Source organism: Halotia branconii CENA392 (genome assembly GCF_029953635.1).
Classification (GTDB): domain Bacteria; phylum Cyanobacteriota; class Cyanobacteriia; order Cyanobacteriales; family Nostocaceae; genus Halotia; species Halotia branconii.
Genome location: NZ_CP124543.1, coordinates 1,194,696 through 1,218,965 on the forward strand (window position 1 = coordinate 1,194,696; position 24,270 = coordinate 1,218,965).

Below are 24,270 nucleotides of genomic sequence, written 5' to 3' on the forward strand. Positions count from 1 at the left end.
TCAAAAACTAGACTTGACAATTTATACTTTATCCTCCACACTTCAGCTTTCATTATGAATCCCGTTGCATCTACCTCTAAAGCTAGACTCCGTTCTCGTCCTGGCGATCGCCGCCAATCACGCAAAAAAGCTAAGATTAATACTAAAGGCATCTACCTCAGAGCTATTAGGGATGCTTTTATTAAACTCAATCCCAAGAATGCCATCAAAAATCCGGTGATGTTTTTGGTTTGGCTAGGAACACTCATTACCTTATCAGTAACGATTTATCCCAACTTATTTGGCCTAACCCAACAGAAAAACCCGCAACTTTTTAACGGCTTATTAACGGGGATTTTATTCTTTACTGTTTGGTTTGCTAATTTTGCCGAAGCTTTAGCGGAAGCGCGAGGTAAAGCTCAAGCCAATGCTTTGCGGTCAATTAAGTCAGAGACGATCGCCAAAAAACTGGCCTCAGATGGCACAATAACTGAAGTATCTTCGACTAACCTTCAACAAGGTGACAATATCTATGTAGTAGCGGGTGATATTATTCCTGCCGATGGGGAAGTAATCATGGGTGTTGCTTCAGTCGATGAATCGGCAATTACCGGAGAATCAGCACCAGTCTTAAAAGAATCAGGCTCAGATATTGCCAGTTCTGTAACTGGTGGTACACGAATTATCTCAGACGAGTTGATTATTCGCATCACCGCTGACCCAGGTAAAGGCTTTATTGACCGGATGATTGCCTTATTAGAAGGGAAAAAACGTAGGAAGACACCGAATGAAATTGCCTTGACGGTTTTACTAGCAGTTTTGAGCTTAGTATTTCTATTTGTTGTCGCAACTTTGCCTGTATTTGCCTACTATGTCAAAAGTCCTATCAGTGTACCAATTTTGATTGCTCTATTAGTAGCGCTGATTCCCACAACCATTAGCGGTTTACTCAGCGCCATCGGTATTGCCGGCATGGATAGAGTCGCCCAATTTAACGTCATTGCTACCTCTGGACGAGCAGTAGAAGCTTGTGGAGATGTCAATACCCTAATTCTCGACAAAACAGGTACAATTACTCTCGGCAACCGCTTGGCAGAAGATTTTATTCCAATTAACAATCACTCCATCGAAGAAGTTGCTTATATTGCTTTGGCAGCTAGCGTATTCGATGACACACCCGAAGGCAAATCAATTGTTCGATTGGCACAAAGATTAGGGGCGCGATTTGACTTTGATCCCAACCAATCAGAAGGAGTGGCATTTTCCTCCAAAACACGTATGAGTGGCACAAACTTGTACGGTGGACGGGAAGCCCGCAAGGGAGCAGTAGGAGCAATCAAGGATTTTGTGCGTTCTCGTAACGGAGATGATACTCCAGAACTGGATGCAGCTTATGAACAAGTTTCCCGACAAGGAGGAACACCCTTAGCAGTCTGTCTCGATAGCGAAATTTACGGTGTTATTTATCTCAAAGACGTAGTCAAACCTGGTATCCGCGAGCGTTTTGACCAGTTACGACGAATGGGAGTCCATACAGTTATGTTAACTGGAGACAACCGAATCACCGCTGCGGTGATTGCCAACGAAGCAGGAGTAGATGAGTTTATTGCTGAAGCCACACCAGAAGACAAAATTAGCGTTATTCAAGAAGAACAGGCAAAAGGCAAACTGGTTGCAATGACAGGAGACGGTACTAACGATGCTCCCGCACTAGTACAAGCAAATGTGAGTTTAGTCATGAATACAGGAACTCAAGCTGCCAAAGAAGCAGCCAATATGGTGGATTTAGACTCTGATCCTACAAAATTGATTGATATCGTTAGTATTGGCAAACAATTACTGATTACTCGTGGAGCATTAACTACATTTTCTATTACTAATGATATTGCTAAGTATTTTGCGATTATTCCAGTGATATTTACTGCTGTTAATTTGCAAAGCCTAAATATTATGAATTTAACCAGTGCTAATTCTGGTGTACTTTCGGCACTGATTTACAATGCTTTGATTATTCCTGTTTTAATTCCCTTAGCTTTGAAAGGAGTACAAATTAAACCTCTGAAAGCTAATCAACTGCTGCAACGTAATATCTTAATTTATGGATTAGGTGGAGCGATCGCACCGTTTATTGCTATTAAATTGATAGATATGCTAATTACCGCTGTGGGATTAGCTTAGATTATTAAATTTTCCCAAATAAGCTCATCGTCATTCATTTTTCCAGAATGATTCGCTTGTAGTCAGGACTTAAGTCCTACTTAAATGCTCATTAACTTAACTGCCATATTGGTAAACAAAAACTTATTCTTAAAGCAAGTAGAAAATTATTTATGTCTTTTATTCGTGAAACTCTTAGAGCAATTCGTATTACTCTTGTGCTTTGGTTGCTGACAGCAATCATTTATCCCCTCGCCATTCTAGTAATAGGTCAAGCTGCCTTTCCCTTTCAAGCTAACGGTAGCGTCATGGTAAATATCAACGCTAAACCGATTGGTTCAACTTTGATTGGTCAGAGTTTTACATCTGAACGATATTTTCATGGTCGTCCCAGTACAGTGAGATATAGCCAAGGCAAAAAAGCTAGACCAACTGGTATCTCTGGTGCTAGTAATCTCGCTCCCAGCAATCCAGAACTATTAAACCGAGTTATTGAACAAGCAAATAAATTTGAAGAAGAAAATATTCAACCCTCAGTAGATTTAATTTATACTTCTGGCTCTGGATTAGATCCACATATTTCCTTAAAAACAGCATGGCAACAATTAGAACGAGTTGCTAGCGCTCGTGGAGTCAAACAAGATGAAATAGTACCTTTAGTTAATAAGTATACTGACGGAAGATTTTTATGGATTTTTGGCGAGCCAGGAGTCAATGTTCTGCGGTTAAATTATGCCCTTGATTTACAAGATATTAATCGTCAACAAAATTAATAATATGGGGCTTTGGGCATGGGGGAGGCAGTGCGGTCTTGGGGAGCCACTGCCGTCATTGGGCATTGGGCATGAAGAATAATGATTCTATTTTCTATGCAGCTAATATCGTGTTCGGTAAAAGACTTATTATTAAAACCGCAGGGGTGCATACTTCGACTCCTTTCGACTGCGCTCAAGGCAAGACGCTCAGTAACCAGGGAGCAAGGAGCAGGGGGAAAGAGGGTTTCCTGGTTTTTGCACAGATGCGGGAATTATAACTAGTTACGCGGACATGATATAACACGACGAGGTAAACGCAAAACTTTTGTTGTTATGGCTCCAGGGATAGGTAAAATATACCAAATGTTGGAAGAAGCGATCTCTTTCAATAATTTGCAGGAACTTTTCTGCTAGTTAATCATAATGATATAGTCCAAGCGATCGCTCAAGTTGCAAAAAAGTACCACATTACTCAGATTGTAATTGGAGAAAGTCAGCGATCGCCCTGGCAAATCTTTTTCAAGGATTCGTCAAGTCAAAAATTGGTGCGCTTACTTAAAAATATTGATTTACATCTCATTGCTAGTGAAAAGATGATAACCCCATTTTCTTTTATAAAATGAGATTATGACATTATATAAATAAAAATTATCTCCAGACACTTAAAAAGTATCATGGAGAGATAATTATGCCTATTTTAAACTAAATAATCTCTCTGTTCTAGCCTAATCTAAGGTAGTTCAGACGAAGATTAATTGGCTTTTTGCAGCTTTTGTTTGCGGCGTTGGCGTAAGAACATACCACCCACAGCTAGCATCCCTAAAGTAACACTAGGTTCAGGTATGTCTTGAGGATCGGGGTTAAACTGACCAGTACCAAGGTGAAATGTATGGTTATCACTTTCAAATCCACCGCCTCCAACTTGGGAAAGCCTGATTTCATCAAAGTTGTCAGTCAAGCTGTCGGAGAAAAATTCAAAGAAGCCATTTTTTTGATCGCTCATGTTTATACCCACAACCGTAGCAATATCGTTCAACTGGTTGTAGTCCCATTTGCCAATTGTTACCCCTCCCTTGAGTAGTTCAAAAGTATTGCCAGTGCTTAAAGCACCTGCATCAAGACCAAAATAATTGAAGATTCCACCACCTCTGGCTTTGATGCTTACATAATTACCGTCAAAGACTGCTAAATAATTGCTATTATTTACTTCCCCACTAGCGCCAGCAGGAGCCCATTGATCATTAAAAATGCCTGTTCTTCCAGGGCTTGTAGCATAGCTACCTTGAGAAAAAGTGTATTCTACTTGGCTATTACCATTAAACGAATTTTGTATGTTATTGAAATCAATAGTTGTAAATTCGCTATTGTTGACATTTTCAGAGAACGCACCTTCATTTGTTACACCTGGTGTACGGTAAGCACCAGAAGTGTAATTCAAGCTAATAGCGTGGGCAGAACCAGTGTAAGCAAAAGGAGCGATCGCAGATGCAGAAAGAGCAGTAACACAAGCAAGTTTTTTGAGAAACATCTTTTTGAATTTCCGTAATTGGCTTTCTATAAATGATTCTGTAACTATTTTTTACTCAAAAACAGGATGTAACTACTAGATTTTTAGCAATACCTTTCAGACATAGTTTGGTATACTTTAAGCAGCTTTATGACTTTAAAATGGTATTATTACTTAAAAGATATACAAAAGCAATATTTATTTTGCAGAATAATTGTAAAATTCTTATCAAATCATGTTTTGTCTTTAAAAATAATGTATTTTAGTCAACAGCTAAATGAAAAATGCATGAACAATAAAGGCACTGGAAGACGAAAACTACTCAGAATTTGTTACTATTTGATACAGAGTCGATAAAGTCACAGGTTTATTTTTTGACACCAACAGTAGCATAAATTAAACTAACCATTGCAAGACACAAAAAAGTCTCTGTTTATGCACCCAGTTGGACAAACTACTGCTCCCATACGCGTTATCGGTTTAATCAGTGGCACATCTGTAGACGGTATAGATGCTGCATTGATAGAGATTTCTGGTACAGAGTTAGATCTGAAAATTGAACTGCTAGCAGGAAAAACATATTCTTATCCTGCTGAGTTGAAAGAAAAAATCTTGGCAGTTGGCGCTGGAGAAGCTATTTCAATGCCAGAATTGGCAGAATTAGATGATGCGATCGCTTGTACCTTTGCTCAAGCTGCCCAAAATATTCAACTCAATCACCAAAGCGCTAGTTTAATTGGTTCCCACGGTCAAACTGTCTACCACCGACCACCGAAGAAAGCAGGGGAAGCAGAGGAGCATACTTCGACTACGCTCAGTAACCAGAAAAGCAGAAAAGCAGAGGGGAAATTTAGCGCTGACTTGGGTTACAGTCTGCAACTTGGTCGCGGTGACTTAATTGCTCATCTTACGGGGATTACTACTGTGAGCAATTTTCGTGCTGCTGATATTGCAGTTGGTGGACATGGCGCACCTTTAGTGCCTAGAGTAGATGCTTTTTTACTCAGTCATCCTCAAGAGGGACGCTGTGTACAAAATTTGGGGGGAATCGGGAACGTGGCTTATATTCCCCCTCGTCGTGATGACTGGCTTGTTAAAATTCGCGGTTGGGATACTGGCCCAGCTAATAGTTTGTTGGATTTAGCAGTGCATCATTTAACTGCTGGTGCTAAAACCTATGATGAAAGCGGTGAATGGGCAGCCAGTGGCACTCCCTGTAATCCATTGGTAGAACAATGGCTCAGTCAAGATTACTTTCATTTACCACCGCCTAAGTCTACTGGTAGAGAATTATTTGGTGTGGCTTATCTGCATCAGTGTTTACAAGATGCCAAAGCATATCAACTCAGCCCAGCTGACATATTAGCAACGCTCACAGAACTTACAGTAGCTTCAATTGCTCACAGCTATCAAACTTTTTTACCGCAAATGCCGCAGCGGGTACTACTATGTGGGGGCGGTAGTCGCAACCTGTATTTACAACAAAGATTACAGTTATTATTACCATCCATACCAGTTTTGACTACAGATGAAGTCGGCTTGAATGCAGATTTCAAAGAAGCGATCGCCTTTGCAGTTTTAGCTTATTGGCGGCAATTGGGTCTTCCTGGAAATCTACCTGCTGCTACTGGCGCACCTCAAGAAATGCTTTTGGGAGAAATCCATCCAAGTTTTGTTAATTAATTTACACAGTACTTATATTACCGCCTGACATTTTGACATTTCAAATATATCTTTAAGTCTTGGCTGTACTCGATCAAGACAAGGAATCAAGAAGTGGCTCACACTTTTTTATTAGAACCAGGACGCTGGACAATACAGGGAAGTTGGCTAGAGCGTCATGGTATGCCAATCAACGTAAAGGGTATGACCTTGGTTGCTTGGAATCGAGATGACTGGTTTACTATGGCTACAAAGTTGATATTTCCAGGTAGCGATCGCTCTGAAATTTCGCTGCAATACAAAGGACGTTTGCATGAAGGAGCGCGTCAGTATACCTTTTTACTTCAGCATAATCTTTTGGGTCAGGTTGAAGGCGAAGGCTGGATTGGTTTAGATACCATTGTGCAGCGTTATTGGGTGCTGGGCGATCGTCAACGTCGTAGTGGCTTTGAAACCATGCATCGCATCTCAGATGATGTATATTATCTCAGTAGTGGCGTAATGGCAGGTCATTTATTAACTGATACAATCGAAGCCAGTCTAGAGCGTCAACCCCTACGGGGAATTAAAAATTAAAAATTAAGAACTCTCCGCAAAACTTTTTAGGAAGGGGCTTGTATCCTTATTTTTTTCAATCAAAAGAACTGAGGTTACAAGCGAATATGATCGCAAAAATGTTTATTTTGTGCTTAAAAAATTTCCTACTAAATAAAGAGAACCACATAAAATAACTAAATTATCTGTCAAATTAAAAGCTGATTCCAGTGCTGATAATAAATCTGGATATGGACTGCAAAAATTTAGTTCTGGACAAATATCGCTGGCTAACTTTGCTAATTCAATTGGATCAGCCGAACTATGATCTGGTACTGGTACTAAATATAATTGTTCATTTGACCGCAGTAAAACTTTAAAAATATCAGCATGTTCTTTAGTAGAAAGCATACCGATAATCCAAGTTAAGCTTTGAGGATTTAAGCTATCTACATAATTTCGCAACGCTTGGGCTGCGGCTGGATTATGAGCGCCATCAATTAATAATTTATGGTTTCTCCAATTAGTCCATTGCATTCGACCCGGCCATTTAGTTTTAGCCATACCACTGACAATGGCAACTTCGGGAATTTGCCAACCCTGTTTTTGAAGAACTTCTAAAGCAGCTAAAGCTAAAGCTGAATTAGTTAGCTGAATTTGTCCTTGTAGCGGTAGTGGGTATTTAATGAATTGTGAATTTTCAATGGTTTGATATTCTGCCCATCCTGATGCTATTAGACGAGCAGGTTGAGGTGTGATCATTGGACATTGTAATTCTTGAACGCGCGATCGCACAACTTTTTGGGCATCTGGTGGCAATGAACCAACTACAGTCATACATCCGGGTTTGAGAATACCTGCTTTTTCTCTAGCAATATCGGCAATAGTAGGGCCTAGTTGCTGCCAATGTTCAAGACTAATAGAAGTAATAATCGTCACTAAAGGATGGGAACAGACATTAGTAGCATCCAAGCGTCCTCCCAATCCAACTTCTATCACTGCTACATCAACTTGCTGTTGAGCAAAATATAACCAAGCTGCGGCAGTAATTACTTCAAATTGAGTTGGATACTCATCATCAAGACTAATCGCGGCTTGGACTTGTTGTAATATTTCGCTTAATTCTTCAGAGGAAATTGGCTGTTCATTGCAGCAGATACGTTCCGTCCAATCAACTAAATGAGGAGAAGTATAGCGCCCTGTACGATAACCAGCCTCAGTTAGCACCGAAGAAAGATAAGCACAAACAGAACCTTTGCCATTAGTACCAGCAACATGAATCACCGGAACTTGGTGATGAGGATTGCCAAGATTTGCTAACAATTTGACAATGCGTGAGAGTCCTAGATGGACACCGAAGCGTTGAAAGGGTTGTAGTAAAGAATTGATATCCACAGACAAAAAGGCAGGGACAAAAGGACAAGGGAGCAGGGGGAGACAAGGATACAAAGGGATGGGGAGACAAGGAGAGCAGCGCGGTAAGGCAGCGCGGTCTTGGAGGTTTCCCCCAGGAGCGACTGCCGCACCCCTTGTGGGTCTTGGGGTCTCCCCCTCCAGGTGACGCTCGCAAGCTCGCTATCGCTACGCTAACGGCAGTCCAACGCCAGTCGCCTGCGACGGGAAACCCGTCTTCAGCGCTGGCTCCTCTTTGTTGGAACAACTTTCTGCGGGCTGCCTCACCAAGTGGAGCGACTGCGGGAGGCATTTCTTTTCCCAATTCTCAAATTCTCCTTGTCCCCAATTCCTTTTCTTCCCTATACCCCATGCCCTATGCCCCATGCCCCATATTAATAAAACCGACTGCCTTTGTAAAAATAAACAGTCGGTTGAATATTGATTATTTTAACTATGATTTAGGCTTCTCTGTCCAAAAAGCCTTGAACTTGTCTTAAAGCAGCAGCGCCAATATTAAACACAGCCCAACCAGCAGCAATAGCAATTGGTGCTAAAACGACTGCTACACGAAAATCGATATCCATATCTAGAACCCCTCTGTTTTAGTAAAAATTAAAGTTTTGTCAACTACTCTCATTTTTATTTTTAGCTGAAGTGGGCAATTTTTCCAAATTTATGTGTAAAGAATGTTTAAAATATTGATCAATAGTTACTGGTCAACAACGAAGTCAGAAGGAAGACTTTTCCTGGCTTGGACAAAAAAACGAGGTCACAAGTCAAAAATATCTTTCCCTCTTCCTTAAAAGGCGAAGCCCTAGTCAAAAATCAGTAGTTATTCTCCTCTACCTTCATCTTGCTGAATTAAAGCCAATATCAGTACCCTTGCCAGCATGAACCAAGGCTAACTTTTGGTAGCGCTTAGCGTGTTCAATGAGTTCTGCGGCTTCGGGGTTTGTAACTTGGCGCACCACTCTGCCAGGAATGCCAACGACTAAAGATAAAGGAGGTACATTTTTAGTTACTACTGCACCAGCACCAATAATGCTACCAGTACCCACTCGTACTCCATCTAAAATGATCGCGCCAATGCCAATCAAACTACCACGTTCAATGTAAGCAGAATGTACTACAGCGCGATGCCCTACAGTAACGTGATCTTCTAAAATTGTTGGCGTACCAGGATCGCCATGTAGAATTGCTCCATCTTGAATGTTTGTACATTCACCAATGTCAATGCGTTCTACATCTCCCCTAATCACTGCTCCATACCAAATGCTGACTCCTGCTGCGATGTTGACTGAACCAATCACAACGGCGTTAGCTGCAACGAAGGCTGCTGGAGAAAAATCGACAGATGGCCAGTAAGAAGCGGTAGACACGATAGAATATGAATATGGTACCCAGGAACACTGGAAAAACTCCAACCTTTGAGGCTGGTTGCACAACCAGAATATCACGGTGTCAAGCCTCTACAATGAGGAAAAAACTAGTGAATATCGTTTCCGGTGCAACGGTGAGAAAATTCTCCAAAGTAACGGAGCCGAAGTGTAAAATATAACCCAATGGTGCTGGTAAAGACTAAACTATGTTTGTATGCACTTCATGATGAATCCAGGCTTGCAGTACCCCATATTTGGCCCCGAAATTCAGTGTCCCCACTGTCGTCAGACTATTCCGGCACTGACACTAACAGATACTTATCTATGTCCTCGTCATGGCGCATTTGAAGCTAATCCTAAAACGGGGGAATTGATTCATCTCCAGTCTGGCCGTCATTGGCGGAGGTGGAATAATGAATGGTATCGGCAACATACTCATCCCGATGGTATTCGCTTTGAAATTCATGAAGCACTAGATAAGTTATATACTCAGGGCTACCGAGCAACAAGAGTAATAATTGCTAGACGTTATCACGAATTGATGGGTGGCTATTTAGAGCGCAGCACGCCTTGGCGTTCTGGACAGCCAGAAGTAACATCTGCAAGGTTATATGGCTTACCTGTAGATTTTAGTCCTGATCCGTCAGAAGATCCCTGCTGGGAAGTGATTAATTTTGATTTGGAAAAAGAGCCGGGAGTTCCTGTGCGCTACCCTTATTTCAGATTGTTTGAGTAGATAGGTTAGGGGCTAGGTCTTAGTGCCTTAGTGTCTTAGTGGTTAAAAAATTGGGCTAGAGACTAGAGACTAGAAAGCCAACAAATTTTGGAGATGTTGGTTTATCCTATGGGAATACCAACATTAAGCTAGTAGTAAATTAAGCTTGCCGCGCTACTAATATTCCATACCCTAGTCTCTAGCCTCTAGTTCCTAGTTCCTTTTTTATGCATCACGCTTCTATTCGGACTGCGAATATTCATCGAGCGATCGCCTTTTATGAACAATTGGGGTTTACAGTTTGTGAACGCTTCACTACAGGCTACACCCTGGCTTGTTGGATGGAAGGACTAGGCGGCAGAATTGAACTAATCCAAATTCCCGAACCAAAACCAGCCCCAGATGCATTTGCAGATGAACATTACGTAGGATATTATCATCTCTCATTTGATGTAACTGAGATCACAGCAGATTTGCCCAGCTGGTTGACAAATGTGAAAGAACGTATGGAATTGGCATCAAAAAGTCAACCACAACAGTTACAACCACTACAAGTGCTTTTAGAACCAACACAGCAGCAGATAGGCGATCGCATCTGGGAAGTCGCTTTTATCGCTGATGCTGATGGTTTACCCTTGGAATTTATTCGATTGTTAGCCAAGCTTAATTAATTTAGTTTGTCTCTTTATATACTTTTATTAAAGTCATTTTTCTTTGGTAATGTCGCCGATGTTACAAAAATCTCAAAGTATTAAACTATTGTTATAAACTGCAAATAAATATATAGATTTGCATACATCTACTAAAATCATGGCTGTGTTTCCTGTTAGGTATCGATATCGTTTTTCGTTCTTACTATTGAGTCTTTGGATGATCGCGGTATTTTTCCTCAGTGATCAGCGTGTTTATAGTCAGTATGCAACCACATCTAGACGTGAAAATACACAAATAAAATTGGTTATAAATAATGTAAAACATTTGTCAATCACAGAAAAAGTTCATAAGACAGTGTTGGAAAATGGTTTAACTGTCTTAATAAAGGAGGTACGTACTGCGCCAGTCGTGAGTGTGCAGATGTGGTATAAAGTCGGCTCACGCAACGAAGAACCAGGAGTAAATGGCATTGCTCACCAGTTGGAACATTTGATGTTTAAAGGTACAAAAAACCGTCCAATTCAATTTGGACGATTGTTTAGTGCTTTAGGCAGCGATTCTAATGCCTTTACCAGCTATGACCAAACTGCATATTACGGCACTGTAGAAAAAGACAAGCTTAAAGCATTGTTGGTGCTAGAAGCAGATAGAATGCAAAATGCTTTGATTGATAATGAGCATCTAGCAAGTGAAAAGCGGGTAGTAATTTCTGAATTACAAGGTTACGAAAATAGCCCTGAATATCGTCTTAACCGCGCCGTGATGCGGTCGGTATTTCCCAATCATGTTTATGGTTTGCCTGTGGGGGGTACTAAAGCAGATGTGGAAAAATTTCAGGTTGAGCAGGTTCGGAAGTATTATCAAAATTTCTACAATCCTAATAATGTTGTTTTAGTAGTTGTCGGAGATTTATCGGCAAGAAAAACTCTTAACACAGTTAAAGATATTTTTGGCAAACTGCCAAACAGAGGTAGGGGAGCAGGGAGCAGGGGGCAGGGAGAAAGATTAAGATTAGTCACAGCAAATTCAAGACATTTTCTTAACTCCCCTCTGCACCCCGCGCCCTGCCCCTCTGCCTCTTGTTCCCCATGCCCTACTCCCATAATTTTGCGAGAACATGGAGCCGCAGCGTTATTACAAGTGGTGTATCCGCTACCGAATGTTAATCATCCAGATATACCAGCATTAGATGTAATGGATTACATCTTGACAGAGGGAAGAAATTCTTACTTGTATCAAGAATTAATAGAATCAGGTTTAGCAAATGAATTGACAGCTCATGTTGCCACCTTGCGAGAATCAAGTTGGTATGAGTTATTAGTGAAAACTGCTCCTGATCAAGATTTGACAAAAATTGAGGTAGTAGTAAATAATGCGATCGCTAATTTGGCTAAAAAAGGAGTCAAACCAGAAGAAGTAGAGCGAGCCAAAACACAATTAGAAGCTAGTATTATTTTGAATAACCGTGACATCACCAGTCAGGCGATGCAATTGGGTAACGATGAAACAACAGCTGGTGATTATCGCTATACAGACCGTTATTTAGCAGCTATTCGTCAAGTCACGGCGACAGATGTTGTGGATGTGTTAAACAAACATCTCAAAATAGAAGCTCGGACAGTAGGCTTTTTTGAACCAACTCTGAAACAAACAAAAGAGACAAAACAGATAGACGACGAACCGCAACCAGCACCGACTCAAGAACATTTATCTGACAAAACAACCATAGCTTCATCAGAGGTAGCGAAGTATCTACCAAGTGTGGATTTACCAACAGATACTGTTAAGCACTCAATACCACAGCAATTTACATTAGCGAATGGTCTTCAGGTATTGCTTTTACCAGATAAAAGTACTCCCACTATTACCCTAAACGGTAACATCAAAGCAGGTAAAGAATTTGACCCCCATGAGCAAGCCGGACTGGCATCTCTTGTGGCAGATAACTTGATAAGTGGCACTAAAACCAAGGATGCCTTAACTCTTGCTAGAGCATTGGAAGAACGCGGAGCGACTCTTAATTTTGAGGTTTCCCGCGAAGGGATGCGTATCCAGGGTAATAGTTTAGCAACAGACTTACCTGTTTTAATTCACACCTTAGCGGATGCTGTCAAAAATAGTACGTTTCCACAAAAAGAACTAGAATTGAGTCGCCAAAAAGCTTTAACAGCTCTCAAACTAGGATTAGATGACCCATTGGAAGTAGCCAGAAGAATATTTGTGCAATCGGTTTATCCGAAAAAACATCCCCTACACGCCTTTCCTACAGAACAAAGCCTACAGCAGATTAAGCGTGAAGATTTGATTACTTTTAAGGACAAACATTACCGCCCGGATACTACAGTACTTGTATTAGTAGGAGACTTTGATCTAGCTAAAGTGCGATCGCTTATGAAAACAGCGTTTGGTGACTGGAAAGTTAATGGTCAACCACCAAATTTAAAATATCCTACTGTATCAATGCCAAAAAGTGTAGTGCGCGTGAATCCAGTCTTACCGGGTAAATCCCAAGCGATTACTTATATGGGTTATACGGGGATTAATCGCCAAGATCCCCGGTTTTATGCAGCTTTAGTCTTGAATCAGATTTTGGGAGGTGATACCTTATCCAGTAGGCTAGGAGCAGAAGTACGCGATCGCCAAGGTTTAACCTACGGAATTTATAGCTACTTTCAAGCAGAAAAAAGCGCTGGCACATTTTGGATTGAAATGCAAACTAACCCAGAAGATGCGAATCAAGCGATCGCTAGTACCCGTCAAATATTACAGCAAATTCATCGCCAAGGTGTCACTTTACTAGATGTCAAAACAGCTAAGGATACTATCGTTAGCAGCTATAACGTCTCCCTAGCAAATCTAGAGGAATTAACAAATAGAATTTTAAAGAATCAGGTATATGGATTAGATGCAACAGAACTGAGTGATTTTTCTCAAAAAATCCAGAAAATCACCCTTGCCCAAGTCAACCAAGCTGCTCGTGAGTTACTCCATCCAGATAAAATTATAGTGGTAACGGCTGGACCAGCTGTTGTGGCAGACCAAAGTATTAGGTAGAAGATGAAAGCATTTATCCTTCAGTTTTTATTATTGCTGTGTATAAGTTTTATCGGTGTCACTCCTGCAATGGCAGCAAATTTATCTGGTGATTTGCTCAAACAACCAGCAACAAAAATCACAGTCAATTTAGGTAATACTGCCAACGAACTTAAGTTTGAACCAAATCACCTGGAATTAGAGGCTGGTAAACGTTATCAAATTCATCTGGCCAATCCTAGTCAATTGAAGCACTATTTTACTGCTAAAGATTTTGCCGATGGCATCTGGACACAAAAAGTTGAAGTTGGCAAAGTAGAAATCAAAGGAGCCATTCACGAACTAGAACTAAAGCCAGGCGGTGAGGCAGATTGGGTATTTGTACCACTGAAATCAGGAGATTATAGCTTACGCTGTTCAATAACAGGACATACAGAAGCAGGTATGACTGGAGAAATTTTGGTAAGCAATTAAATCAGTTACCAGTTACCAGGGGAGTGTCAATGTAAGCTAATCATCATTTAAATTGCACAATGTTCATGGTAGTAAAAGCTGCAAATCCTCTCCCCTGCTCCCTGCTCCCTGCCCCCCCTGCGGCCTCAATGTGCAAATTAAATGCTTAACAGTTTACTAAGGCTCTGACGTGATTTGCAGAGTCTTGTTGCAAGGCTAAAGTAGCGATCGCCTCAGCCTCAGTTACGCTCAATTGAGTTATCGCTTGTTTAAGTATCGGTATACTTTGAGGATTCACACTCAATTCATCTAGACCCAAACCTAGCAAAATTGGTGCTGCTAATGGGTCTGCTGCTAGTTCGCCACATAACCCTACCCAAATCCCCGCTGTATGGGCAGCTTGAACAGTTTGTTGTATCATCCGCAACACTGATGGGTGTAGAGCATCTACTAACGTTGCCACTCGCGGATTGGTGCGATCGCCTGCCATGACATATTGAGTCAGGTCATTCGTGCCAATACTAAAAAAGTCTACCTCAGCAGCTAGCTGATCGGCGATCGCTACAGCTGAAGGTATTTCTATCATGATGCCCACTTGTAGATTTTCATCAAAAGCAATCTTAGCTTGTCGCAGTTCGTTCTGCACATCATTTAGAATTGTCTTAGCCGCGCGTACTTCCATCACACTTGCAATCATCGGTAACATGATTTTAAGATTATGTCCCGCACTAGCTTTTAAAATTGCCCGCAATTGAGTTTTAAAGAGTTCTGGATGATCCAAACAAAAACGGATTCCTCGCCAACCTAAAAAAGGGTTAGCTTCTGGAACACCTATTTTGAAGTAGGGGAGTGGCTTATCACCACCGACATCTAAAGTCCGAATAATTAACGGGCGATGATTTAAAACTTGAGCGATCGCTTGATAAACTATAAATTGCTCATCTTCAGTAGGGGCGCTGGTTCTACCTAAATACAGAAATTCGGTACGGAGTAGTCCTACTCCCTCTGCACCGTTGGCAACAGCCACTTGCACATCATTGATGCTACCAACATTGGCGAAGATGTTGATTTGCCGACCATCACGAGTTATTGCTGGCTGATAGGCTTTAGCTTTTGCCTCTTTGAGTGCAGTTTGCCATGCCTCCCGCTTGGCTGCTAGGACATCAAGGATATCTGGTTTTGGTTCCACCCAAGCTTTACCAGTTTCGCCATCAAGTGCCATGAGTGTACCATCTTCTAGATGTAACACCTCTCCACCTACGCCCAAAACTGCGGGAATACCTAATGTCCTAGCAATAATAGCGCTGTGAGAAGTCGCACTGCCAGCAGTAGTACAAATGCCCAGCACCTTTGTCGGGTCTAAACCAGCAGCATCCGAAGGAGCCAAATCAGTTGCCACCAAAATCGCTGGTTCCAAAAGATGCAAATCGGCAGGAGCATTTCCTACTAATAATCGCAGCACTCGTTGTCCTACATCTGCAACATCATTAACTCGCTCTTGCAGATAAGCATCCTCTAATGTTTGGTAGGAAGCCGCTACTTCATTAATTACAGCTTGCCAAGCAGCCTCTGCATTCAGATGATGTTCTAAAATGCGCTGGTGAGCAGCTTCCAGTAACACTGGATCTTCTAAAACCAAGAGCTGGGCATCAAAAATGGCGGCTTCGGCATCACCAATTTGAATAGATGCTTGTGCGAATACCGCCTGAATTTCTAGGCAAGCTGTGTGTATCGCTGTTTGTAAACGTTGCCACTCTGCATCTGAATCATCTACGTGATATTGCGTAATATTAATAGCGGGTGGTTGATAATGAATAACAGGAGCGATCGCCACCCCTGGAGAAGCTGCAATCCCTAACAATTCACCGGAAGTTGTGGGACTAACTTCTTGGTTGACTGTTTGTGCAGGTGCAAAAGTGCTATCATCTTCACCAAAATTAGTAGCAAATAATGCTTGTAATGCCTCTAGTGTTTGCTCTGCATCCTTGCCTGTGGCAGTAATTACTATTTCATGTCCTTGACGTACACCTAAAATTGCCACTTGGTTAATGCTATCACCCCGAACAGCTGCTGTATTTCTAGTTACATTTCGTACTTGAATTTGAGATTGAAACCGAGCTGCTGTAGCGACAAACAAAGCCGCAGGACGAGCATGTAATCCTAGCCTATTGCTGACAGTCAGCCGAATTTCTACAGTTGGGTATTCTGCATGAGTTGGGGATTCACTATTAACAACTGACAACTGAGGATTATCAACACCTAATTGAGTAGCTTTCGCTGTCAATGCACCTCGTGCTTCCGCGATCACTTGCTGAATATTTTTACCTGCTGCGGCTGCAACTACAGCAGCAACTGCACCTTCTACTAAGGGTGCTTCACACAAATATACTTGCTCTCGCTGTGCTTGGGGGAGAAACTCTAGAGCCATTTCTGCACTCATTAAAGCACTTCCCAGATCCATTAAAACTAAAACTCCATCATCGCTCAAAACAGATGCGATCGCCTCGTAAACCCGGATAGGATCTGTTCCCAGTGGGTTATCTGAATCTTCAATACCTGCTGCAACAGCGATGGGAAAATCACCCTGAACCATTTGAGTTGCAAGTTCTCGCACCCCAAGCGCTAGTTGTTTACTGTGAGAGACAATTACAATTGTGACCACTGCAACACCATTAACCTTGTTGAGAGTCTTGTACTTAGATAGTTACCCTTTTTAGCCTTTCATACCGCCAAAATAGCACCTAATCTTGATTACAATTGCAACTGTCCAACAATTTTTTAGTTTTTCTAGCTAGAGATTCATCATAAGTTAAGGTATTTGAGGTTTCTCGCCGACCAGTCATAGTACTGAATGCTAAAAAATGTTTATTTTGCTACTAATACTAATTTACGTTCTATTGTAGTAGTTCAAGGTTGATGAGATTGCTTCCTTCCACTTTGTTCCAGTCGCAATGACGGAAAGAATACCATATTTGACTGCAACTTGGTATAAGTTATAAAAAATATATTTATTTTCATGAAAAACCCTTGAAAATAGGGATGCTGTCAGCATCTTTCTACATTTCAAGGGCAGTAAAAATTAGAAAAACGGTAGATACTACGAAGCTAGGGCTACTTCCACCATTTCCTGCAATTCACCTTTTTGGTAAAGTTCAATTAAGATGTCAGAACCGCCAATGAATTGACCATCAATATAAACTTGAGGAATTGTCGGCCAACTGGAATATTCTTTGATTCCCTGGCGAATTTCAGGATCTGCTAAAACATCAACTGTCTCAAAAGGAACTCCCAATGTGTTGAGGATCTGTACAACATTGTTGGAAAAGCCACATTGAGGCATTAACTTGTTTCCTTTCATGAAAACCATAATCTTGTTTTGTTGTAACAAGTTATCAATTTTCTCTTTAGTTTCTGGTGTCATGTTTTTTTGTTTCCTATTCTGAATTAAAGAGCGAGTAGGGATGAGTGAAGAGTTAAAAATTCATAACTCTTAACCTTAATTCTTAACTTTAGGAAGCGGCTGTTGCTTTCCAAGCTTCGGGAGTATATGTTTTTACAGCCAAGGCATGAATTGCTTCAGTTGACACAGCTTGCTGCAATGTACCATAAACTAGCTGGTGTTGTTGCACCAGTCCTTTGCCTGCAAACTGCGATGAAACTACTGTCACCTGATAGTGGTCACCGCCACCAGTCAAGTCCTGCACCTGAACTTGTGCGTCTGGCAGTCCCGCCTTGATCATTTCCTCAACCTGCTGCGGACTAATCATCGCAATTCCTGAAAAAACTTACTTTTCTATTATTAACAGATATAGAGCAGATACCTTTGCCAATTTCAGGTTTTAGCCAATCTAAGGATAAACCGCCTTTGAGGCGTATTTTGGCGATCGCCTAGCAAATCTGTGACCAATCATCCCAATTTTAGCACTGGTAGGCTAGTAGTTTGCCAAGATAACTCTGCGTAGTGGCAAGCAAGGGAGTTGGGGAATAACAGAAGCAGGAGGGGAGAGAAAAAGTACTGAAATAATAACCCTTTTTCCTTCTTTGCATACCCTGCATCTCCTGCTTTCGCTACTTGACCTACACGGCAACTTTTATTTGCTAAACCACCACAGAGAGTTGACTATTTTGGTTTTGCGGTTGGGATTGGGGTTGAAGAAGCACTACCTTGTCTAGGATAAGGTGTATCCACAAAACCCAGTTCAAATAGTTGTTGATAAGCTTTCTTACCTAAATCTCTAGTTGGGTTTTGACTCTTAATAATTTGAATTAACAATGGTACAGCTAATTCTGGCTGATTTTGCGCTCGATGTACCAGTGCTAGCTGATAAGTAGCTTCGTCTCGCTTTTGGGCGGTTTCTAACGCCTTTTTACGTTGAGAATCAGAAACTCTATTGTCAATTCCCGAAAAGCTGGCATTTAATTCTTGATAAAAATTAGATAATTGATTAAAAACTTGACGTGATTCCTGGAGTTTCTTGGCAGCTAAAGGATAATTTTGAGTAGAAACGGCTTGACTCGCCTCTTGCATCAGACGTTCCCCACTTTCAAGGCTCAATAGGCTATTATTTTGGGCTGTAGGACGTAAATTATTGGGGTTGTTGGGGTCAATTGGTTGTGATTGATTAGTAGTGCTTGGTAACTGAATCGTCTGAGCATTCACAGGTGATAGCAGGCTAAAAACTGCTATGACTGATAAGGAAGTAAAGCGAATTAAAGGAGCAGCAGCAGCAATGTTCATGAGGTAAATTAGTTCGACAAATATTATAGAAAAGCAATCGAAACTTCGGGTATCTTACCTCTGTTTTTGTCTTTAACAAAGCGAAGCTACACACTAAAGTTTCTCTGATTTAGACTAAAAATTGGTTTCACTGAGTTCCCATTGCCTCTGCATACTCAATTAAAATTGGCTCCTATGAACGATACCTACGGTGGACTGCCTCAACGCATTAATTCCTCTGATTTGCCAACCAGAGGTGTACCAGCAAGCAGCTTGGGAGTAGTTTTACAACGCGGTGGTGAGGAATTAATTTTAGAAAAAGCTTTAGACCGCTTCACCATCCGCCCCACTACTGACTTCCCTCGTCAACAATTATCTCAGGTTAGTTGGGGCATTTGGCAGCGAAGTATTCCCCAAGCCCAACTAGAATTATTTACGGTTGCACCTACCCAATTAGACTTAGCGATGTCTCAAGCGCGTGCAGACGAAAACGTGGCTTTTGCTAGTCATGTTTACACCCTCAAAAATCATCTAGGAACGTTCATTTACCTGAATGACCAAATCACTATTCAATTTATTTCTGAGGTAAATACTGCCGAAATTAACGCTATATCCAGCACATTCAGCTTAGTTCCCCAAAAACCAGTCTTGGGTATTCCTAACACTTTTGTGTTTTTAGTCAGCAAACAAGCAACAGAAAATCCCATCAAAATCACTAACCAGTTACAAGGACTCAAAGAGGTATTAGCGGCTGAACCTAATATCTTGGTGCAAAGTGAGACACATTATCAACCTCGTGATCCTCTTTATCCCCAGCAATGGTATCTCAACCACAACGGCGGTAATCAGTTAACAGTTGGTTCGCATATTTCTGTAGAGAAAGCTTGGGATATGACTCGTGGTGTGCGTTCTGTGGTTATTGCAGTAGTAGATGATTCTTTTGATTTGAACCATCCAGATTTTCAAGGTGCTGGAAAAATTGTTGCCCCCAGAGATTTAAAAGAAAATGACTTTTTACCGTTGCCTAGTGAAAAAGATCACAGTCATGGTACGGCTTGTGCAGGCATAGCTCTAGCAGAAGAAAATGGTACAGGAATTGTCGGGGTAGCTCCTGGTTGTGCTTTGATGCCAATTCGTAGCACTGGGTTTTTGGATGATGTCTCCATTGAGGAAATATTTAACTGGGCAATCAATAAGGGAGCAAGTGTGATCTCTTGCAGTTGGGGAGCTTCTGCGGTTTATTTTCCTTTGTCTTTGCGCCAAAAAGCTGCTATCAACCTCGCGGCAACAAAAGGACGCAATGGTAAAGGCTGTGTAATTATATTTGCTGCGGGTAATGCCAATCGTCCAGTTAACGGTACTATCTATGAACGCAATTGGCCAGAAAATATTTTAAAAGGTAATACAGATTGGTTAAGTGGTTTTGCAGTACATCCAGATGTAATGGCGATCGCTGCTTCTACTAGTTTAAATAAAAAAGCTGCTTACAGCAATTGGGGCGTTAATATCTCATTATGTGCGCCTAGTAACAATGCTTCTCCGGGGATGTCCTTTCAAGAAAAAGGTTTTATCTTTACTCAACCTGCGATCGCAACTTCTCTAAATGGATTAGGAATGTTCACTACCGATCAAGTAGGAACCGCAGGTTACGATCCTAGCAATTTTACCAGTAATTTCGGCGGCACTTCCAGTGCTACTCCTGTGGTCGCAGGGGTAGCAGCGCTAGTTTTATCGGCAAATCCAGATTTAACAGCACAACAAGTCAAACGGATTTTACAAGAAACGGCAGATAAAATTGTGGATTCTGATCCTGATCCTCAATTGGGTTTGCGCCAAGGTGCTTACGATGGCAATGGACATTCTCAATGGTTTGGTTATGGCAAAGTCAACGCTGCAAAGGCAGTGCAAACAGCACAGCAATTAAGGGGAGTGGAATTAGCAGCCAACCAACAAGTACAGATAAAAAATAACAGCCCAGTAGCAATTCCCGATAATAACAAACAGGGTATCAAAAGTGCGATCGCTGTTTCTCAAGCCAGTACTGTTAAGGATATTCAAGTCACAGTTAATATCACTCACGATTTTTTAGGTGATTTAGAAATTTATTTAATAGCTCCCAACAATCAGCAGATATTATTACAAAATCGTACCTTGGGACGGCGTATTGATTTGCAAACAACATATACCATGCGATCGCATCCAGTCCTCAAGCAGTTGTTATCTTTTTCAACTCAAGGACGCTGGCAATTGTGGATAATTGACTATGCACCACAAGATCTAGGGAAATTAAATAGTTGGGAATTAGTCATTAGTTTTTAACATCACTGGCAAAGTGACTTGAGTTTGGACTAATCTGCATTTAGCAGGAATGAAGAGAAGGCAAAAGAAAGTTACCCAGCTTTGTTAGAGGCTGAGTTAAGTGGAATCGTTAAAAAAGAAGCAGAAACTAAGCAGCAGTTAGATTAGCGTTCTTAAGTGATTCTTCGGTTTTAGGTTTTTTAGATGCGTGTTTTTTGACAGTGAGATAACGGGGACGTTGAGGTGGCTGATGCCCTTGGGCACGCCCAGGTGATAACCCTTGAGTTTTCGGGGGTTGAGCAGGAGTGCCAATAGTGGCTAAAATTAGAGGAAAGGCTTGTGCTACACGTCCTGGAGACAGTTTATCCTGAGTCGATTGCCAGGGCAAGGGGGAATCAATACAGGCAACTCTTGCGAACCAGAGTTGCCAAGTTAGCAGGGGCATCAAGTCACTCCATCGCTCTGCGGCCCGAGTAGAACTCAATTGAGGCTGTGTCCAATATAACCTCTGCTTGGCAAATCGATACCAATGCTCTAAAGCAAAGCGGCATAGGTATTTTTGCCAGAGATTCTCTAATGGAGGCATTGTCTGACCCAACCAAGCTAGCCATAAAGGTTGAAACTTCCGATTACGTCCTACTGGTTGGAGTACCTCGACGCGAATGATTTCCATTGCCCGGTTTGGGGACTGAAGGAAATGAAATCCACTCCAACGCATTACTTTCACTCGACCAACTTTCGGGTCTTCAACTTCCAGAGTTTCAGTTGCCTCTGGCCAAGTTTGGGGGTCATTGAGCTTAAACTTGTGACCATGTTTACATGGTGCGCCTCGTCCTTTATAAGTACCGGGTGTACCCCATACACATCGGTTAGATGCTAAACGCAATAATAGGTCTGCGTTAATCTCCTCCGTGGCTTGGACAAATTTGGCGTTGCCGTAGCCTCGGTCATAAGCTGCAAGTGGTCTAGTGCCTAACTCACGGGTGACAAGTTTTAGTTGGAATGCGGCTTTACTCGTTGGCGTTTCAAAGGTGGTTATCCGTTCATGTTTCAACGGTAATGCCCAACTCCCATCCGCCTCTGGTATCCACGCTAACGTACTGTAACTTTGTCCGATGCCTATGCTCCCCCCTCTATCCCCATGAAAAGTTCTTTCTTTTAGTGTCTTCGCTTCTGGTCTTGCCCAAAAGCTATGATCTCCTGCTAGAAATGGCTGTTCATCCGTCTCTACCTCCTGTACCAGTAGCTTCATCAGCAACATTTTCGGTGGACGACTATCATGTAGTGCTGCATAAATGCTCGACCATTGCCGTCGAAATACTGGGCTTTGTGACAAGCTTACAAATGATGGGATACTCGGACTTGTCAATACTGCATCCATCAATTCAAATACTGCATCTTTGGCCTTCCCCAAACTATCGTAGATACCTTGGCGGAATTTTTCTAGTTGTGTCAGGATCATCACGTCAATGATTTATTGATTACTTTCATTGACTTTACGGCAGTCAGTGTTACTGCTGACTGCTTTTCTCTAGCTTTTTAGTCCAAACTCCAGAAAGTGATGAGGTATCAAATTAGATCAAAAACAACTGACTACTGACCCGCGTAACGTGAATAAAATTAAGAATTAGTAACTTCTGCAAAGGCATGATGACTAATTTCTGATTCTTGATAACTTAATTGTTGCAACACTTTTGCTAAATCTTCTGTCAAGCGTTTGGCATTTTGTTTGACTTTACCATTCGTATAATCTGCGACATTGATTGCAGAACCAACTTGAATGTTCACATCTGTACCACAGTGAGCATAAGGATGACTGTAATTAATGCCAATAGGAAGAATTTTAACCCCTAATCCCGGATGACTCAATTCAGCACTCAAAGATAGGCGAGCAATTCCTGACTTCAAAGGATGAATTTTACCATCACGGAAAATATTACCTTCAGGAAAAATTACCAAGGCTTTTCCTTGCTGAAGTAATTCTACTCCATGTCGAAGAGTCCGAATAGATGGATGTTTAGAATCTACAGGAAACCCTCCCAAACGCCTGACAAACCAGCCTTGTAGACCTTGACACTCATCAATCGTTACCATAAACCGCAGGTCTTTTCTTGCTATGTAATCAACAGTAGTGTAGGGTACAAGTAATCCATCCCAACGCGCTCGATGAGTGGGAGCAAGAATTATCGGACTACCTACAGGAATATTTTTTTGTCCGGTAATTTTAATTTGTCGAAAGAAGAATGGTAAAAGAAGGTGACGACCTAATAGATATGCTAGAGGACTTAACCAAGGAGAGACCCGCGAGGTAGTATCAGCAACTTGATAATTTGCTTGAGTATAAGCTGGTTTTTCTTGGGAATTAGGAACAGAAGAGTAAAACTCTATCATGACGGTAGCTGCTGATTGTCCGGTAGAATACAACGAAACTCTAATACTTACACCGTAGATTTTCTTTTATGAGTTGTGTCTGTGCTACTGGACAGTTTTATCTTTGTCCGTTAGTTTTCTGATGTCGCTTAGTAGCAAACCAAGTTTGTAACTGTTGACGACAAGCTGATTCTAGAACGCCTCCGACAACACGGAGGCGGTGATTAGAAGCAGAACTATCAGGAATGTTGATAACAGTACGAATGGCTCCAGTTTTTGTATCGTCTACTCCATAGACAAGCATACCTAAACGTGCTTGGACAATAGCACCTGCACACATTGGACACGGTTCTAGAGTTACGTATAACGTATATTCATGCAACCGCCAACTGTCTAAAGTTTTAGTAGCTGACCTAATGGCAATAATTTCTGCGTGAGCTGTGGGGTCTTTGTCGCGTTCTTTTCTGTTTTCACCTTCTGCGATCAAATTCCCTCTCGAATCAGCGATCGCAGCGCCTACAGGTACTTCTCCTGCATCACCTGCGGCTTTTGCTAACTCTAGAGCATGGCTCATCCACTGTCGATGTATAAGATATTCTGGGTATTCAATCAATACCATTTGGGATTTGAGACTGTGAAAAATTAGCGCTGATTTGTAAACT

21 protein-coding genes and 1 pseudogene are annotated in these 24,270 nt (G+C 41.5%); 11 read left to right on the forward strand and 11 right to left on the reverse strand.

Annotated elements, in window-relative coordinates:
- Nucleotides 1-54 precede the first annotated feature (54 nt).
- The 4 genes and pseudogenes from kdpB to QI031_RS05410 form a co-directional block, all read left to right on the forward strand.
- Entirely contained in the window at nucleotides 55-2,157 is a 2,103-nt protein-coding gene (gene kdpB, locus QI031_RS05395) for a potassium-transporting ATPase subunit KdpB (RefSeq protein ID WP_281484181.1), read from the forward strand.
- Between the two features lie 152 nt (nucleotides 2,158-2,309).
- The gene (kdpC, locus tag QI031_RS05400) at nucleotides 2,310-2,909 is read left to right on the forward strand and encodes a K(+)-transporting ATPase subunit C (protein ID WP_281484182.1); all 600 of its coding nucleotides are present in this window, start codon (nucleotides 2,310-2,312) and stop codon (nucleotides 2,907-2,909) included.
- A gap of 71 nt (nucleotides 2,910-2,980) precedes the next feature.
- Entirely contained in the window at nucleotides 2,981-3,169 is a 189-nt protein-coding gene (locus tag QI031_RS05405) for a hypothetical protein (RefSeq protein ID WP_281484183.1), read from the forward strand.
- A gap of 114 nt (nucleotides 3,170-3,283) precedes the next feature.
- A pseudogene (locus tag QI031_RS05410) lies at nucleotides 3,284-3,514 on the forward strand (adenine nucleotide alpha hydrolase family protein); the annotation flags it as partial.
- 128 nt (nucleotides 3,515-3,642) lie between these two features.
- Here QI031_RS05410 and QI031_RS05415 read toward each other — a convergent pair.
- On the reverse strand, nucleotides 3,643-4,419 hold the full coding sequence (locus QI031_RS05415; RefSeq protein WP_281484184.1) for an Npun_F0296 family exosortase-dependent surface protein: 777 nt from the start codon (nucleotides 4,417-4,419) through the stop codon (nucleotides 3,643-3,645).
- Between the two features lie 414 nt (nucleotides 4,420-4,833).
- On the opposite strand from QI031_RS05415, the gene QI031_RS05420 reads away from it, so the two are divergent.
- On the forward strand, nucleotides 4,834-6,081 hold the full coding sequence (locus tag QI031_RS05420) for an anhydro-N-acetylmuramic acid kinase (RefSeq protein WP_281484185.1): 1,248 nt from the start codon (nucleotides 4,834-4,836) through the stop codon (nucleotides 6,079-6,081).
- 93 nt (nucleotides 6,082-6,174) lie between these two features.
- Nucleotides 6,175-6,636 carry a hypothetical protein gene (locus QI031_RS05425; RefSeq protein WP_281484186.1) on the forward strand — a complete coding sequence of 154 codons (462 nt, stop codon included), beginning with the start codon at nucleotides 6,175-6,177 and terminating at the stop codon, nucleotides 6,634-6,636.
- 102 nt (nucleotides 6,637-6,738) lie between these two features.
- On the opposite strand, the gene QI031_RS05430 is transcribed toward QI031_RS05425, so the two are convergent.
- The 3 genes from QI031_RS05430 to QI031_RS05440 form a co-directional block, all read right to left on the reverse strand.
- Nucleotides 6,739-7,989, reverse strand: coding sequence for a bifunctional folylpolyglutamate synthase/dihydrofolate synthase (locus tag QI031_RS05430; protein ID WP_281484187.1), 1,251 nt, complete (start codon nucleotides 7,987-7,989; stop codon nucleotides 6,739-6,741).
- Nucleotides 7,990-8,447: 458 nt separating this feature from the next.
- Entirely contained in the window at nucleotides 8,448-8,573 is a 126-nt protein-coding gene (locus tag QI031_RS05435; RefSeq protein WP_281484188.1) for a photosystem II protein Y, read from the reverse strand.
- A 264-nt stretch (nucleotides 8,574-8,837) separates the two neighbouring features.
- Nucleotides 8,838-9,368 (reverse strand): gamma carbonic anhydrase family protein, encoded by a 531-nt coding sequence (locus QI031_RS05440; RefSeq protein WP_281484189.1) that lies wholly within the window; start codon nucleotides 9,366-9,368, stop codon nucleotides 8,838-8,840.
- 226 nt (nucleotides 9,369-9,594) lie between these two features.
- Here QI031_RS05440 and QI031_RS05445 point away from each other — a divergent pair, with 226 nt between their 5' ends.
- From QI031_RS05445 to QI031_RS05460, 4 genes are all read left to right on the forward strand, one after another.
- The gene (locus QI031_RS05445) at nucleotides 9,595-10,104 is read left to right on the forward strand and encodes a TIGR02652 family protein (RefSeq protein WP_425526027.1); all 510 of its coding nucleotides are present in this window, start codon (nucleotides 9,595-9,597) and stop codon (nucleotides 10,102-10,104) included.
- 206 nt (nucleotides 10,105-10,310) lie between these two features.
- The gene (locus QI031_RS05450) at nucleotides 10,311-10,754 is read left to right on the forward strand and encodes a VOC family protein (RefSeq protein ID WP_281484191.1); all 444 of its coding nucleotides are present in this window, start codon (nucleotides 10,311-10,313) and stop codon (nucleotides 10,752-10,754) included.
- Between the two features lie 139 nt (nucleotides 10,755-10,893).
- Nucleotides 10,894-13,791, forward strand: coding sequence for a M16 family metallopeptidase (locus QI031_RS05455; RefSeq protein ID WP_281485939.1), 2,898 nt, complete (start codon nucleotides 10,894-10,896; stop codon nucleotides 13,789-13,791).
- A gap of 3 nt (nucleotides 13,792-13,794) precedes the next feature.
- Nucleotides 13,795-14,244: a cupredoxin domain-containing protein gene (locus QI031_RS05460; RefSeq protein ID WP_281484192.1), complete on the forward strand. Its 450-nt coding sequence runs from the start codon at nucleotides 13,795-13,797 to the stop codon at nucleotides 14,242-14,244.
- A gap of 145 nt (nucleotides 14,245-14,389) precedes the next feature.
- On the opposite strand, the gene ptsP is transcribed toward QI031_RS05460, so the two are convergent.
- The 4 genes from ptsP to QI031_RS05480 all read right to left on the reverse strand — a co-directional run bounded on the left by ptsP (nucleotide 14,390) and on the right by QI031_RS05480 (nucleotide 18,961).
- Nucleotides 14,390-16,885 carry a phosphoenolpyruvate--protein phosphotransferase gene (gene ptsP, locus QI031_RS05465; protein ID WP_281484193.1) on the reverse strand — a complete coding sequence of 832 codons (2,496 nt, stop codon included), beginning with the start codon at nucleotides 16,883-16,885 and terminating at the stop codon, nucleotides 14,390-14,392.
- Nucleotides 16,886-17,320: 435 nt separating this feature from the next.
- Nucleotides 17,321-17,644, reverse strand: a complete 324-nt coding sequence (gene grxD / locus QI031_RS05470; protein ID WP_281484194.1) for a Grx4 family monothiol glutaredoxin — start codon at nucleotides 17,642-17,644, stop codon at nucleotides 17,321-17,323.
- 88 nt (nucleotides 17,645-17,732) lie between these two features.
- On the reverse strand, nucleotides 17,733-17,990 hold the full coding sequence (locus tag QI031_RS05475) for a BolA family protein (protein ID WP_281484195.1): 258 nt from the start codon (nucleotides 17,988-17,990) through the stop codon (nucleotides 17,733-17,735).
- 353 nt (nucleotides 17,991-18,343) lie between these two features.
- A complete protein-coding gene (locus QI031_RS05480; RefSeq protein WP_281484196.1) occupies nucleotides 18,344-18,961 on the reverse strand; it encodes a hypothetical protein in 618 nt (205 codons plus the stop codon).
- Between the two features lie 174 nt (nucleotides 18,962-19,135).
- Between QI031_RS05480 and QI031_RS05485 the strand changes: the two genes are divergently transcribed.
- Nucleotides 19,136-21,259 (forward strand): S8 family serine peptidase, encoded by a 2,124-nt coding sequence (locus tag QI031_RS05485; protein ID WP_281484197.1) that lies wholly within the window; start codon nucleotides 19,136-19,138, stop codon nucleotides 21,257-21,259.
- A gap of 127 nt (nucleotides 21,260-21,386) precedes the next feature.
- Here QI031_RS05485 and QI031_RS05490 read toward each other — a convergent pair whose 3' ends face one another.
- From QI031_RS05490 to tadA, 3 genes are all read right to left on the reverse strand, one after another.
- Nucleotides 21,387-22,700, reverse strand: coding sequence for an NF041680 family putative transposase (locus QI031_RS05490; RefSeq protein ID WP_281481499.1), 1,314 nt, complete (start codon nucleotides 22,698-22,700; stop codon nucleotides 21,387-21,389).
- Nucleotides 22,701-22,858: 158 nt separating this feature from the next.
- Nucleotides 22,859-23,629, reverse strand: a complete 771-nt coding sequence (locus QI031_RS05495; RefSeq protein WP_281484198.1) for a lysophospholipid acyltransferase family protein — start codon at nucleotides 23,627-23,629, stop codon at nucleotides 22,859-22,861.
- Nucleotides 23,630-23,726: 97 nt separating this feature from the next.
- Nucleotides 23,727-24,227 (reverse strand): tRNA adenosine(34) deaminase TadA, encoded by a 501-nt coding sequence (gene tadA / locus QI031_RS05500; RefSeq protein WP_281484199.1) that lies wholly within the window; start codon nucleotides 24,225-24,227, stop codon nucleotides 23,727-23,729.
- Nucleotides 24,228-24,270 lie beyond the last annotated feature (43 nt).